Source organism: Telluria aromaticivorans (genome assembly GCF_013003915.1).
GTDB lineage: Bacteria > Pseudomonadota > Gammaproteobacteria > Burkholderiales > Burkholderiaceae_D > Telluria > Telluria aromaticivorans.
Map to the genome: position 1 here is coordinate 709,397 of NZ_JABAIV010000003.1, position 13,876 is coordinate 723,272.

General features: G+C 64.8%; 11 protein-coding genes and 1 tRNA gene. All 12 read right to left on the reverse strand.

The genetic code is table 11. The features are described from left to right. Positions 1–164: 164 nt before the first annotated feature. The 12 genes from epsE to HGB41_RS12525 all read right to left on the reverse strand — a co-directional run bounded on the left by epsE (position 165) and on the right by HGB41_RS12525 (position 13,843). The gene (gene epsE / locus HGB41_RS12470) at positions 165–953 is read right to left on the reverse strand and encodes a polysaccharide export protein EpsE (protein ID WP_171084735.1); all 789 of its coding nucleotides are present in this window, start codon (positions 951–953) and stop codon (positions 165–167) included. Positions 954–991: 38 nt separating this feature from the next. After that, positions 992–2,059: an EpsD family peptidyl-prolyl cis-trans isomerase gene (locus HGB41_RS12475; RefSeq protein WP_229422990.1), complete on the reverse strand. Its 1,068-nt coding sequence runs from the start codon at positions 2,057–2,059 to the stop codon at positions 992–994. A 131-nt stretch (positions 2,060–2,190) separates the two neighbouring features. Next, positions 2,191–3,288, reverse strand: a complete 1,098-nt coding sequence (gene fcl / locus HGB41_RS12480) for a GDP-L-fucose synthase (RefSeq protein ID WP_371868510.1) — start codon at positions 3,286–3,288, stop codon at positions 2,191–2,193. A gap of 2 nt (positions 3,289–3,290) precedes the next feature. Continuing rightward, positions 3,291–4,406: a GDP-mannose 4,6-dehydratase gene (gene gmd / locus HGB41_RS12485; RefSeq protein ID WP_171084737.1), complete on the reverse strand. Its 1,116-nt coding sequence runs from the start codon at positions 4,404–4,406 to the stop codon at positions 3,291–3,293. 493 nt (positions 4,407–4,899) lie between these two features. Beyond that, complete coding sequence (locus HGB41_RS12490) at positions 4,900–6,282, reverse strand: undecaprenyl-phosphate glucose phosphotransferase (protein WP_171084739.1); 1,383 nt, start codon at positions 6,280–6,282, stop codon at positions 4,900–4,902. Between the two features lie 22 nt (positions 6,283–6,304). After that, on the reverse strand, positions 6,305–7,528 hold the full coding sequence (epsL, locus tag HGB41_RS12495) for an XrtB/PEP-CTERM-associated polysaccharide biosynthesis outer membrane protein EpsL (protein ID WP_171084740.1): 1,224 nt from the start codon (positions 7,526–7,528) through the stop codon (positions 6,305–6,307). 39 nt (positions 7,529–7,567) lie between these two features. Further along, positions 7,568–8,344, reverse strand: coding sequence for a CAAX prenyl protease-related protein (locus HGB41_RS12500; RefSeq protein WP_171084741.1), 777 nt, complete (start codon positions 8,342–8,344; stop codon positions 7,568–7,570). A 44-nt stretch (positions 8,345–8,388) separates the two neighbouring features. After that, a complete protein-coding gene (locus HGB41_RS12505) occupies positions 8,389–10,332 on the reverse strand; it encodes an ATP-binding cassette domain-containing protein (protein WP_171084751.1) in 1,944 nt (647 codons plus the stop codon). A gap of 224 nt (positions 10,333–10,556) precedes the next feature. Further along, positions 10,557–10,631 (reverse strand) — tRNA-Arg (locus HGB41_RS12510). Positions 10,632–10,888: 257 nt separating this feature from the next. Next, complete coding sequence (locus tag HGB41_RS12515; RefSeq protein WP_171084753.1) at positions 10,889–11,458, reverse strand: MarR family winged helix-turn-helix transcriptional regulator; 570 nt, start codon at positions 11,456–11,458, stop codon at positions 10,889–10,891. Positions 11,459–11,465: 7 nt separating this feature from the next. Beyond that, entirely contained in the window at positions 11,466–13,094 is a 1,629-nt protein-coding gene (locus tag HGB41_RS12520; RefSeq protein WP_171084755.1) for an AMP-binding protein, read from the reverse strand. Between the two features lie 80 nt (positions 13,095–13,174). Further along, the gene (locus HGB41_RS12525) at positions 13,175–13,843 is read right to left on the reverse strand and encodes a response regulator (protein ID WP_229422991.1); all 669 of its coding nucleotides are present in this window, start codon (positions 13,841–13,843) and stop codon (positions 13,175–13,177) included. Positions 13,844–13,876 lie beyond the last annotated feature (33 nt).

Below are 13,876 nucleotides of genomic sequence, written 5' to 3' on the forward strand. Positions count from 1 at the left end.
CGTTGGAACGATTCAAAAAAACGCTTGCATGTTCGCGGCTCATCGTGGGTGCCGAGAAACCGTAGCGAGCGGCCGCGCTGGCGTTCGAGAAGCGCAGCTGTACTCAAGTACAGCGAGCATCGCAGGACGTCAGCGCAACGCGCAGTAGGTTTATCGGCATCCACTTAGAACCAAGACTCGCGAACTACGATGACATCGTCGACTTGAACAGGGTCACTGGCCTTGACATTGATCGTCACCGGGTTCCCGCTGGCATCCTTGCGGGTGATCTTCATGCCGTTATTGCTGCCACGCAGGCTCAGGCCGCCACCCGCCGAGACGGCTTGCTGGACGGTCATGCCGCGCTCCAAACGGAAGGGGCCCGGACGGGCGACTTCGCCGGTGACATAGGCACGCGGGGCGCGTTCGACATAGATGATGTCGCCGCCAACCACTTCGTAGTCCTTGTTCAGCTCGCCTTTGCGCACCATGTCGACCACGTCGATGGTTTCGCGGGTCGTATTGCCATTGCGGGTACGCACCAGGTTGATGATGTCGCCGCCCTCGCCATGCATGCCGCCGGCCATCGCGAGCAGGTCGAGCACCTTGCGGCGCCCGTCCACTGCGTAGCGGCCGGGGCGGTTCACATAGCCCAGCACCGAGACCTGCTGGCTCGCCAGGGTGGTCACCAGCATGTTGACCTGGGCTTTCTTGAGATAACCGCCCTTCTCCAGCAAATCACCGATCTTCTTCTCGGCGGCCGCCACCGGCAGGCCGCCCACGGCGACCTGACCCAGCAGCGGGAAGGTGATGTTGCCGGTCTCGCTGACGCGGGTCTCGAGCGACAGGTCGGGGCTGCCATAGACCGACAGCTTGACCACGTCGCCCGGCCCCAGCAGGACTTCGGCGGCGCCGGCAATTCCCATGGTCAGTACGAGCGCCGTGGCCATCATCCACTTGATGAATCTTTTCATGATTGCTCCTTCAATGCCTGGTTGTCGGAAAGTTGCGATTACTTGAGGCCGGCCACGCCGCGTTCGAGCGCGCCCTTGTCGGTACCCCCTGCCGGATCGGGCGCCGGTGCAAGTCCTGGTGTGGCCGGGGCCTGGCCAGCAACGGCCGCGGCGTCCGGCGCCGCCACAGGCGCGGCCGGAGCGCCGGTGGCCGGGGCGGTGGCTGGAACCGTCGCGCCCGGCGTGGTGGCGCTCGGGGCGTATTCCTTGTTCAGGTAATCGATCTTGGCGGTACCGCGCAGGCGCTGGATTTCGGCGGCGGCCAGTTCCTTGTTCTTCTTGTTCATCAGGTACTGGCCGATCTGCGGAGCGGCCACCGCCAGTGTGACCGGCGCATCGCGCACTTCGGCGATCGAGATCAGCATCGCGCGGTCGCCTTCCTTGACGACGAAGAGCTGGCCCTTCGGCATGGACAGCAGCTTGCCGGAGAGCTGGGAATTCAGGTCGGCGGTGCTGCGGGTGACCTGGGCGCGGCCATACTTGATGTTGCGGGCATCGAGGAAGACCGCGACTTCTTCCAGCGACTTGGCACTGTCGGCGGCGGCGCGTACTTCCGGGGTCAGGTCGGCGGCGGCGACGATCAGCTCGTTCATGGCGAACTGCTTGCGATTGGCGAAGAACTGCGGGTTCTTGTTGAAGTAGTCTTCCACTTCGGCCGGGGTCGGGCGTACCGGCTCACCGAGGCGCTTCTGCATATAGGCCTGGGCGATGATCAGCGAACGCGCGCGTTCGATGGCCTGCATCACCTTCGGGTCGCGGTCGAGCTTTTCCTTGGCGGCTTCGCCTTCGAGCAGCTCGCGGTCGATCAGCGCCTGCAGGATCTGCTTGCTGGCCACCCCATGCTGCGCAGCAGGCACGCCGGCGCGCTGCATCTCTTCGTTCAGTTGCAGCACCGTGATCTCTTCGCCGTTGACGCTGGCCAGTGCCTGGCCCGGCTTGGCTTCCTTCGCCTTGTCGTCGCCGCAGCCGGCCAGGCCTGCCGCGGCCAGCACCAGCGCCGCCGTGGACAGCAGGCGCCTGGGGGTGGAAAGGGATGGATGCTTCATTGCCACATGGAAGGTTTTCAAGATAGTTTCCTCGACGTTGGTGTCGGGCGCCAGCCCGCCTGTTGTTATTAGTAACTAGTAACCGTATTCCTGGCCCGCTCCGCAACCGGGACTGAACCATTCTGGGTTCCACACGTTCCGCTCTCTGTTCGTCAATTAACACTCTGGTGTTGCAGTGGCTGGGGTGGCCGCATCCATGCAGCCGCAACCGCGGACGCGGGCTCCGGTTCCTGCACCGGCGCCTGTGCCCCCGCCCCTTCCTGGATCGCGCGGAACGCATCGTAGGCGCGGCGCAGGCCGTCCGGCAGCGCGGTGGAAGCGCGCCAGCCGAGTGCGGCCAGCTTGGAGACGTCGAGCAGCTTGCGCGGGGTGCCGTCCGGCTTGCTGGCGTCGAACACGATGCGGCCGCGATAGCCGACGGTCTGGCCCACCAGGCGCGCCAGTTCGGCGATGGTGACGTCCTCGCCGGTGCCGACGTTGATGTGCGAATGCATCGGGTCGGTGTTCGCCGCATACACGTCGTGCGCCAGGTTCATCACGTAGACGCTGGCGGCCGCCATGTCGTCGACGTAGAGGAATTCGCGCATCGGCTTGCCGCTGCCCCAGATCACCACCTCGGGCGCATTGTTGACGGTGGCCTCGTGGAAGCGACGCAGCAGCGCCGGGATCACGTGGCTGTTCTCGGGGTGGTAGTTGTCGCCTGGTCCGTACAGGTTGGTCGGCATCACGCTGCGGTAGTCGGTGCCGTACTGGCGGTTGTAGCTCTCGCACAGCTTGATGCCGGCGATCTTGGCCATCGCATACGGTTCGTTGGTGGGCTCGAGGATGCCGTTCATCAGGTATTCCTCGCGGATCGGCTGCGCCGCCAGGCGCGGGTAGATGCACGAGGAACCGAGGAACAGCAGCTTTTGCACGCCCGCGCGCCAGGCTTCGTGAACCACGTTGGCCTGCACCATCATGTTGTCGTAGATGAACTCCGCCGGATAGGTATTGTTGGCATGGATGCCGCCCACTTTCGCCGCGGCGAGATAGACCTGGTCGATGGCTTCAAGGCGGAAGAATTCGCGCACCTGGGCCTGGTCGGTCAGTTCCAGTTCGTGGTGGCGGCGGGTGACGATGTCGGCCTGGCCCTGGGCGCGCAGGACACGCACGATCGCCGAACCAACCAGGCCACGGTGGCCGGCCACGTAGATGCGCGGTGCGCGTTGTTGTGCGTCTTGCTGTACGGCGGGCTGCGGATTGTTCAACACGTTTACTCCAGTGAAAGTGCAACGTTGTAGCCATGCGATGCGAGCAGCTTGTGGCGGCGCGCCGTGTCGAGGTCGTGCGCCACCATCTCGTGCACCATCGCTTCGAAACTGGTCGTCGGCTCCCAGCCCAGGCGTTCGCGCGCACGGCTCGGGTCTCCCAGCAGGGTTTCGACCTCGGTGGGACGAAAATATTGCGGGTCGACCGCGACGATCGGCTGGCCGACCGCCACGCCCGGGGCGCGGTCGCCATGGACGGCGGCCACCAGCCCGCGCTCGTCGACACCCTGCCCCTGCCAGGCGATCGTGATGCCAAGTTCGCGCGCGGCGACCTCGACGAAATCGCGCACCGAATACTGGCGGCCGGTGGCGATGACGAAATCTTCGGCGGTGTCCTGCTGCAGCATCAGCCATTGCATCTGGACGTAATCGCGCGCATGGCCCCAGTCGCGCAGCGCATCGAGGTTGCCGAGGAACAGCTGCGGTTCCAGGCCCTGGGCGATATTCGCCAGCGCGCGCGTGATCTTGCGGGTGACGAAGGTCTCGCCGCGGCGTGGCGATTCGTGGTTGAACAGGATGCCGTTGCAGGCATACATGCCATAGGCTTCGCGATAATTGACGGTGATCCAGTAAGCGTAGAGCTTGGCCACCGCGTAGGGGCTGCGCGGATAAAACGGCGTGGTCTCGCACTGCGGGCTTTCCTGCACCAGGCCATACAGTTCGGAAGTCGAGGCCTGGTAGAAGCGGGTTTTTTTTTCCAGTCCCAGGAAGCGGATCGCTTCGAGCAGGCGCAGGGTGCCGATGCCATCGACGTCGGCCGTGTACTCGGGAGTTTCAAAGGACACGGCGACATGGCTCATGGCGCCGAGGTTGTAGATTTCGTCGGGCTGCACCTGCTGCACGATGCGGGTCAGGTTCGAGGTATCGGACAGGTCGCCGTAGTGCAGGATCAGGCGCGGGTTGTCGGCGTGGGGGTCCTGGTAGATGTGGTCGATACGGGCAGTATTGAACAGGGAAGCACGGCGCTTGATGCCATGCACCTCGTAGCCCTTCTCGAGCAGGAGCTCGGCAAGGTAGGAGCCGTCCTGGCCGGTAATGCCGGTAACCAGTGCTTTTTTCATCTTTTTATCCCCGAGGGACCCTTGTTGTGCTCTGCTCATCCGCGAATCACGGAAGGCGAACCCGGCAAGTTGCAAACTCATCAACGATTCTACGCAGGCCTGGAGCCCCTGCAAACACCTGTCCAATCGTGCGCACCGCTTTTAAGTCGGGATTAAGCGTTTTGTTTCTTTCCCGAACTTACTGCAGAGTTAGCGAAAAATGCCAGCATGTTGCATGCAATTAATTGATGCTCATCAAATCCAGAACCAGCCGGGACCCCGCTGGGTGAGCAGTGAGAACCGTAGGGTGGGCGGGTCCCCCGCCCACGCGGTGATAGGTTACGTATGCAAATCCCACTATGTCCGTGCTACCGCTGGCTGACCGCGTGGGCGTAGTTCAGTCCACTGGACTGAACTACCCTGCCCACCCTACGAGACGGTGACTGCTCTTATTCAGTGCATCGAAGCCCACCCATGATTCGATGCCTCGCAGGCCCAACAAGTTCATGGGCATCTAGTGCGCGTTCTCGCGCGTCAGCACCACCTTCACCGTCTTCAAAATGATCCACAAATCGAGCCAGAGCGACCAGTTGCGCAGGTAGTCGAGGTCGTACTGGATGCGTGCTTCCATCTTGTCGAGCGTGGCGGTTTCGCCGCGCAAGCCATTCACCTGGGCCCAGCCGGTAATACCCGGGCGTACCTTGTGGCGCAGCATGTAGCCCTTGATCAGCTTGCGGTACTGCTCGTTGTGGGCGACTGCGTGCGGGCGCGGACCGACCAGGCTCATGCGTCCCTGCAGCACGTTGATGAACTGCGGCAGCTCGTCCAGCGAGGTGCGCCGCAGGAAGCCGCCGATCCGCGTCACGCGCTGGTCGTTCTTTTGCGCCTGCACCACGTTGGCGCCGTCCTCGGTCACCTTCATCGAGCGGAACTTGTACACATAGATTTCTTCGCCGTACAAGCCATAGCGGCGCTGGCGGAAGATGACCGGTCCCGGCGAGGTGAGCTTGACGGCGACGGCGGTGACGACCATGAGGGGCGCCAGCAGCAGCAGGATCAGGCTGCCGATCACGATGTCGCTGCCGCGCTTGATGACGCTGTTGAAACCCATGAACGGCGTCTCGCTGATGGCGATCACCGGCATCCCGCCCACGGTATCGAAGCGCGCCTGCATCAGGTCGAACACATAGACGTCCGGCAGGAAATAGACCGAGGCCGTGGTGTCCTTCAGTTCGTCGATCAGCTTGCGGATGCGCGGCTGGGCCGAAATCGGCTGGCTGACGAAGATCATTTTGATATGTTGCTGGCGCACGTAGGCGCAAACGTCGGCCATGCCGCCCAGCACCGGATAGGACAGCGCGGCCGGCCGGCGCTCGTCGGTACGGTCCTCGAAAAATCCCTTCACATCCATGAACAGATTCGGGTGCTGGTCGCACACCTTGGCGAACTTGATGCCGACGTCGTTGCAGCCCACCACCACGATCGAGCGCACCTCTCGCGAATGGTCGCGGCTGCCTGTCGCCTGGCGCACGGCCAGGTGGCTGGCCAGGGTGACGAGCGGCGTGGCAACGAACCAGGCCAGCAGCACGCGCTCGTCGTAGAAATACTTCAGGCCGCTGGCCGAGCCCAGGAAATACAGCACCGCGATCGTCAGGCACCAGCCGAAGATGGTGTCGCGCGCATAGGCCAGCATGCGGCCGCTGCGCCAGGTGCGGTAAGGGTCGACGTGCTGGTAGACCGAGGACGAGATGAAGAAGGCCAGGATCATCAGCACCAGCGAATACCCAGAGAACGGCTCCCCGTAGTACAGGGTGGCCAGGTACAAGGTCCCCATGATGATCAGGGGATCGAGCACGCGCTGGAAAAACGAGATGATCGGGATGTCGTTGACCGTCATGTCTTACTTCGCCCACGGCGCGTCAGAACAGCACATTCGCATTCACCATCACGGTGTTCGCGTCGAAGCTGCCCAGGCCCAGTACCCGCGAGCCGCTGCGCTGCTGGTGCTGCCAGCCGGCCGATACCGCCACCTTGCGCTTGACCTGCCAGGTCGCGCGCAGGCTGGCGCGGCGCAGCGAGTCGGTCAGGTCACCGCTGCCGGTAAAGGTGTCGCGCGGGTTGTAAGCCCGTTCTTCGTAGGCGGCATTGGCCTCGACCTTGATCTTGCCGGTGGCCGCCCAGGTGGCGCCGACGCTGGCGCCGCGGTTCAACGTATAGCTGACGATCGTGCTTTCGATCGGAGCGAACTCGCGCCACAGCGAGGCGTCATAGGTCACCTTGCCGCGCGGGGTATAGAAGGCGTTCAGGCGGCCGTTGAAGCCACTGGTCTTGCCTTCGCCGAACGAGGGTTGCTCGCGCCGCACATAACCGGCCAGCGCCTGCAGCCGGGTGGTGCCGGTGCCGATCCAGTTGATGCGCACCTTCAGTTCGTCCTGGGTAAAGTCGTCGTTCAGCACCGCGGTCGTGGACGGGCGCCGGAACGGGTATTCGCCCTTCAGGCGGCGCGCCACCAGGCCGATCGAGCTGCCGGTGCGCGGCGTGTACAGCAGCTCGGCTTCGGCTGCGCGCTCAGTGCGGTTGTTGAAGCGCTGGCGCAGCAGCTCGTACTCGAAGCGGTCGCGCGTGAAGCCGGTGCGCACTTTCCAGCTTGGGTGCATCTTGTAGCCCGCATCGAACCACTGGCGGCGCTGCTCGCGCACGTTGCGTTCGTCGCTGAAGAAGTCGGTATAGGGCGCCAGCGTGCGCTCGTACTTGGCGCCAAGCTGCCCATCGAACTTGTTGCCCACTTCCCAGAACCAGGTCCCCTGCAGGTCGCGGCCGTCGTAGTCGAGCTGCTGGAAGTGGTCGAACTTCACCTTCGAGGCCTTGGCCACGATCGCCACGCGCTGGCGGCTGATGCGCTTGTTGTAGACGGCGCCGGCATCGAGCTGGCGCCAGCGGTCGCTGCGCTTGCCGCCGAAGGCCGGACGGTCTTCGGGGACGCGCAGCAGGTTGTCGTCATAGCCCCAGCCGATGCCGCCATACAGCTGCAGCCCTTCTTCCTGCTGCTGGGCCAAGGCCTGGGCGGCCGGGAGGAGGAACAGGGCGCCGGCCAGGGCGGGAACGAGGGCGGCGGCGACAGGGCGAAGGCGTGGAGGCGTCATCTTGTTTGTCTTTTCTGAAGTCGTTGCGCTGGGCGGGCGTTACCAGAAGGTCCAGTTACCGGTGGCGACAACCCACACGCCCAGCATGCCATTGGTGACAGCGTGGGCGAGCACCGCCGACCACAAGTTGCGGTAACGCATATAAAGAAAGGCATAGGCCAGCCCGGCGACGATGCCGGCCAGCCACAGGCTGTGTTCGAAGCCGAACAGCAGGCTCGATACCAGCAGGCCCTTGAGGCCCACGCGTGCCGGTTCGACTGCTTCAAATTCGGATGCCTCGACCCAGCGCATCAGGAACGAGCGCCAGAATAATTCTTCCATGAGGGGCACGACCAGGGCGGCGCCGGCGATCCGGATTGCCACGAGAAGCCAGTCAATGTCGCCGCCGGTGGAGGGGTTGTAGCCCTCGCCCATGCCGATCGTCATCCAGGATGCGTCGAGATTGATCCAGAGGACGAAAACGAGCACGCCGGCGCCGATGGCGGCCAGCAGCGCGGCCGGACCCGGTAAAGGCACATGGAGTTCGTGATAATGGCGCCAGGAAAAGGCAAGCAGCAGCGCAACGCTGCCCGCCTGGACCGGGTACAGCCAGCGCAGCCCGTCGCGCGGGACGCCGGCGCGCTCGAGCATGTCGCCCAGGATGATGAAGAAAATGAAGGCGCCGAAAGGCAGGATGCGCGCCCAGGCGGCGCGGCTCAGGAGGGGGTTGCCTGCCGCAGCATCGGCCGAAGCGTCGGCCCTGAGCACAGCCGGAAGCGCGGCTGGATGGGGGCCACGGGCAGCTGGAGCGGTACGTTGATCGTGGTGCTCGGTCATGTCCGTGTTGGCAGGCGCCTGGCCTGCTTGCCCCCTTGGTTAGGCTACTCTCCCCTGGCGCGGGCTTCCATGCGCTCCCATCGATCCAGGGCGTCGAGCAGCAAATCCTCGATCTCGGCAAAACGCTCGTTGATGCGGCGTGCGTCGGCCGGGTTCTTCTTGTAGAAATCAGGCGCGTTCAGCTGGGCCGTGATTGCCGATTGCTCGTCTTCAAGAGAGGCAATCAGTTTCGGAAGTTCTTCCAGCTCACGCTCTTCCTTATAGCTCAACTTTACCTTTTTAGCAGCTGTATTCTGTGCGGCAAATGACATATCACCAGTTTTGGCTTCCTGCTTGGCGGAAGCAAGCTGGTTAGCCGCCGCAGCAGCAGCGAGCGACGCCATGGCTGGTGCGCTGGCGCGCACGCGTTCCCAGTCACTGTAACCGCCCACGTATTCACGCCACAGTCCGTTACCTTCCGCTACGACCACCTGGGTCACCACGTTGTCGAGGAAGGTACGGTCGTGGCTGACAAGGAACACGGTGCCGGTGTATTCCTCGAGCAGTTCTTCCAGCAGTTCGAGGGTCTCGATATCGAGGTCGTTGGTCGGCTCGTCCAGCACCAGGCAGTTGGCCGGCTTGGCGAACAGGCGCGCCAGCAGCAGGCGGTTGCGCTCGCCGCCAGAGAGCGATTTCACCGGCGAACGGGCGCGTTCCGGCGCGAACAGGAAGTCGTTCAGGTAGGTCATCACGTGCTTCTTCTGGCCATTCACCTCGACCCAGTCGCTGCCCGGGGCGATGGTGTCGGCCAGGCTCGCGTTCTCATCGAGCTGGGCGCGCATCTGGTCGAAATAGGCCACGTTCAGCTTGGTGCCGAGGCGCACCGTGCCGCTGTCGGCGGTTTCGTCGCCCAGGATGATCTTGAGCAGGGTGGTCTTGCCGGCGCCGTTCGGCCCGATCAGGCCGACCTTGTCGCCGCGCAGGATGGTGCCGCTGAAATTGGTGACGATGGTTTTTTCGCCATACGACTTGTAGACGTTTTCCATGTCCGCCACGATCTTGCCCGAGCGCTCGCCCATGCCGACGTCCAGCTTGATATTGCCCTGCTGCTCGCGGCGCGCGGTGCGCTGCAGGCGCAGCGCTTCCAGGCGGCGCACGCGGCCTTCGTCGCGGGTGCGGCGGGCTTGCACGCCCTTGCGGATCCAGACTTCTTCCTGGGCCAGGAATTTGTCGAACTTGGCGTTCTCCACTTCTTCGTTGGCCAGCAGTTCGCGCTTGCGCTCCTGGTAGGTCGTGAAATTGCCCGGGAACGACAGCAGGCGGCCACGGTCGAGCTCGAGGATGCGGGTGGCGACATTGTCCAGGAAGCTGCGGTCGTGGGTGATGAACAGGACCGAGCCGCGGTATTCGCGCAGCAGGCCTTCCAGCCACTTGATCGACATGAAGTCGAGGTGGTTGGTCGGTTCATCGAGCAGCAGCACGTCCGGGGCCGACACCAGCGCCACGGCCAGCGCGACGCGTTTTTGCATACCGCCCGATAACGTGCCCATTTTCGCGGCGCTTGCCAGGCCGAGGCGGTCGAGCGTGGTATCGACCTTGTGCTGCAGGTTCCAGCCGTCGGTCGCATCGAGCTTGACCTGGATGTCGTGCATGCGCTCCATCAGCGCCTCGTCGTTGTCGCCGCCAAACTGGCCGGTGAGCGCTTCGTACTCGTTGAGCATCGCCAGCTGGTCGCCCATGCCGCCGGCCACCGCGTCGAACACGGTGGTTTCCGGGTCGAAGGTCGGCTCCTGCTCGACATAGGCGATCTTGATGCCTTGTTGCATGACGAGCAGGCCGTCGTCGAGCTTGAAGCGGCCCGAAATCACTTTCAGCAGCGAGGATTTGCCGGTGCCGTTGCGGCCGATCAGGCCGACGCGTTCGCCGGTTTCGAGCGAAAAGTCAGCGTGGTCAAGCAGCGCGACGTGGCCAAAAGCCAGTTGCGCGGAGGAGAGAGAAATGACAGCCATGATCCATGTACCTGCCCACCGCCAGGTACTGGCCACAGGCAAAAAAAATTGAAAGAAGCGCCCATTGTACCGACTGGGCGCGCAGTGCCGGCAGTTTCCGGCCGCATGCGCTCGCCGACGCCCGTTCGGCTGCCAGGGCGCCGGGCGCCGAAAAGGGCGATGAGGGAAATCAGGGCATTGCCAACCAGACTTGCAAAAACGATCGCCCGGACGGGCGCAAGAGATGGTGTCGCCAGCAGGAATCGAACCTGCATCTAAGTCTTAGGAGGACCTTGTACTATCCATTGTACTATGGCGACGTTCGCGTCTGCGACACATCGCAAGACCGGGTCTTGCAGCCCGCTATTGTACCAGCGCTCCAGCCAAAGCAGAACAGCAGTCTGGACCCGGCGCCCCCCTTCAATCTTACTGTCGAAAAACTTTACAGGCGCCCCGGTCCCGCGTTTCCGCCCGCGCGTTCAAATCACGGTGCTGCAGCCCGCGCGCCTGTTCATATCGTCACCGCGTGGGCAAGGAACTTGCCCACGCTACGATGTAACTCTGTGCCGGCACTGCCTTACTGGCTGCCCGCACTGCCTTCGTCGACCCTCAGCCGCCGCTTCATCGACGCCAGCTGCGCAATCAGGCTGGCCTTGTCCTCGGCCGGAATATCTCCCAGCATCTCGTCGATCCAGCGCTCGTGCACGGCCGCCATTTCGGCGAAGGCGGTGCGGCCCTCCGGGGTCAGGCGCACCGCCCAGGCGCGCCGGTCGGCCGGATCGGGCACCCGCACCACCAGCTTTTCGCGTTCGAGCTGGTCGGTGATGCCGGTGACGTTGCCGCCGGTGACCATCATGCGCTTGGACAGCTCGCCCATGCGCAGGCCGTCCGGATGGCGCTCGAGCTGGGCCATCAGGTCGAAGCGCGGCAGCGTGATGTTGAAGGTGGCGCGCAGCCGGCTGCGGATCTCGTTCTCGATCCGCACGGTGCACGAGAGCATGCGCAGCCACAGCTTGAGCGACTGGTGGTGCTCGCTCGTGAGCCGGCTGGCCAGGTCCAGCCCCGCGACGCGTTCCTGCTCCGTGCCTGCGCTGCCCCGCACCTGCTCCGGCCCCTTGCCGTGGTCCTGCTCTTCCAGATCCGCCATAGTTTCCTCACACCGCATCGTTACGTAATTTAAACCGCTGCAGTTTACCGGTTTCGGTGCGCGGCAGCTGTTCGCGGAAGCGCACCACGCGCGGATACTTGTAGGGCGCGATCTGCGCCTTGACGAATTCCTGCAGCGCCAAGGCCGTGTCGCCCGAGGCTTCGACACCTGGTTTGAGCACCACGTGGGCCTCGACCACCTGGCCGCGCTCCGGGTCCTGCCGCCCCACCACCCCGCATTCGGCCACTGCCGGATGGTGCAGCAGCGCTTCCTCGACCTCGGCGCCGGCGATGTTGTAGCCGGCCGAGATGATCATGTCGTCCAGCCGCGAGCGGTAGTAGAAATAGCCGTCCGCATCCATTTCGTAGGCGTCGCCGGTGAGGTTCCAGCCGTCGATCACGTAGTCGCGCTGGCGCGGGTCGCTGAGATAACGGCAGCCGGTCGGCCCCTTCACCGCCAGCCGCCCGATGGTGCCCGGCCCGACCGGCCGGTCGTCCTCGTCGAGGATGCAGGCCACGTAGCCCGGCACCGGCTTGCCGGTGGCGCCGGGGCGCACCTCGCTGCCGGCCGCGGAGATGAAGATGTGCAGCATCTCGGTCGCGCCGATCCCGTCGATCATCGCCAGCCCGGTCGCGTCCTGCCAGGCTTCGCGCGTGGCCAGCGGCAGCGCCTCGCCCGCCGACACGGTGCGGCCCAGGGTGGACAAATCGAAACGCGGCGCCAGCTGCGCCATCTGGCGGTAGAAGGTCGGCGCCGTGAAACACACCGTGGCGTGGTGTTCCTGGATCGCTGCGAGCAGGGTTTCCGGGCTGAGTTTTTCGATCAGCACCGCGCTCGCGCCCACCCGCAGCGGGAACAGCAGCAGCCCGCCCAGGCCGAAGGTAAAGGCCAGCGGCGGCGTGCCGATGAAGATGTCGTCGATGCTTGAGCCCAGCGTATGGCGCGGGAAGCAGTCGCAGATCGCCAGCAGGTCGCGGTGGAAGTGCATCGTCCCCTTCGGCACGCCGGTGGTGCCCGAAGTAAAACTGATCAGGCAGACGTCGTCGGCCGCCGTATCGGGCGCGGCGAACGGGGCATCGTGCCCGGCCATGCGCGCTTCCAGCGAATCGGCCGCGCCGGGGTCGTCGAACAGCAGCAGCGGCAGCCCGGGGCGCTCCATCGCATCGACCTCGAACCGCAGCGAGGCCGCGCACAGCACGGCGTCCACCCGCGCCCGTTCGGCGATGGTGCCCAGTTCACGGGCGCGCAGCAGCGGCATGGTGGGCACCGCGATGCAGCCGGCCTTGATGACCGCGAGTATGCAGGCCGCCATCATCGGGCAGTTCGCGCCCCGCACCAGCACCCGGTTGCCGGTGGCCAGGCCAAGGTCGCGCCGCAGCACCTGGGCGATGCGGTCGACCCGCTCGCGCAGCTGCGCATACGTCAGGCGCTCGCGCGCACCAATCAATGCGGTGCGCTGGTCCCAGCCGCGCAGCCTGGCCACCTCGAACAGTTCGGCGACGCAGTTCAGGCGCGGCGGATACTGCAGCTCGGGCAAATCGAACAGGAACTCGGGCCATTCGCCAAGCGGCGGCAGGCTGGCGCGCGCGAAGCCGTCGGCATAGCCGGAGGGTTGGAGTGCTACGGATGCGGTCATGTGAGCTTCCTGTGAATATTCAGGCAACAGTCCGCAGGTACTTTAAATCTAAAGCAATAGGCCAGCAAGCGGAATCGTCGTTACGCTTGCGCGCGCCGCTGCTGGCGCCCCGCCGCGCCGACGGCATGGCCGATCGCGCCGGCGGCGGCCTTGGCATCGGCCTGCCCTGCCGCGGCGCGCAGCCGTGCGGCGCTGGCGGCGAGGCCGAGCGTGGCGCAGCCTTCGGCCAGGCGCAGCAGCGGCGCCGCGGCCGGCTGGCGCGCCGCCTCTTCGAGCTGGCGCTGCAGGCCGGCGAGATAGACCAGCAGGCGTTCCGGCCCGATGCCGAGGCGGCGCGCCACGGCATCGGGATCTTCATCCGGGGGTTCATCCCGCTGCCCCACCTGTGCCAGCTGGGCGCGCACCTGCTCCAGTGCGAACGGCTTGACGATATAGCCGCTTGCCCCGAGGCGCCCGGCTTCGGCCATGGTCTCCGAGTCGGACGCTGCCGACACCAGCACGAAGGGGATGCTGGCCACGGCTGCATCGGCGCGCACCCGGGCCAGCAGGCACATGCCAGACAAATTCGGCATGCGCAGGTCGCAGAACACGATGGCCGGCTGCAGGCCGCCCGCCAGCTGGCGCCAGGCGTCCTCGCCGTCCTCGGCTTCCGCGATCTCGTATGGTCCGCAGCTGTCGACCAGATGCATCAGCATCATGCGCGACACAACGTCGTCGTCCACCACCAGGACGCGTACGTCCATGCTCATGTCATCACCCTCGCAACTGTCATGGCGCCGATT

Bases quoted from the DNA above. Each gene is read 5' to 3' on its own strand.
- HGB41_RS12515 (WP_171084753.1), bottom strand. From the start codon at position 11,458: ATGGCGGATCTGGAAGAGCAGGACCACGGCAAGGGGCCGGAGCAGGTG.
- HGB41_RS12505 (WP_171084751.1), bottom strand. From the start codon at position 10,332: ATGGCTGTCATTTCTCTCTCCTCCGCGCAACTGGCTTTTGGCCACGTC.
- HGB41_RS12500 (WP_171084741.1), bottom strand. From the start codon at position 8,344: ATGACCGAGCACCACGATCAACGTACCGCTCCAGCTGCCCGTGGCCCC.
- gmd (WP_171084737.1), bottom strand. From the start codon at position 4,406: ATGAAAAAAGCACTGGTTACCGGCATTACCGGCCAGGACGGCTCCTAC.
- HGB41_RS12525 (WP_229422991.1), bottom strand. From the start codon at position 13,843: ATGAGCATGGACGTACGCGTCCTGGTGGTGGACGACGACGTTGTGTCG.
- epsE (WP_171084735.1), bottom strand. From the start codon at position 953: ATGAAAAGATTCATCAAGTGGATGATGGCCACGGCGCTCGTACTGACC.
- HGB41_RS12520 (WP_171084755.1), bottom strand. From the start codon at position 13,094: ATGACCGCATCCGTAGCACTCCAACCCTCCGGCTATGCCGACGGCTTC.
- epsL (WP_171084740.1), bottom strand. From the start codon at position 7,528: ATGACGCCTCCACGCCTTCGCCCTGTCGCCGCCGCCCTCGTTCCCGCC.
- HGB41_RS12490 (WP_171084739.1), bottom strand. From the start codon at position 6,282: ATGACGGTCAACGACATCCCGATCATCTCGTTTTTCCAGCGCGTGCTC.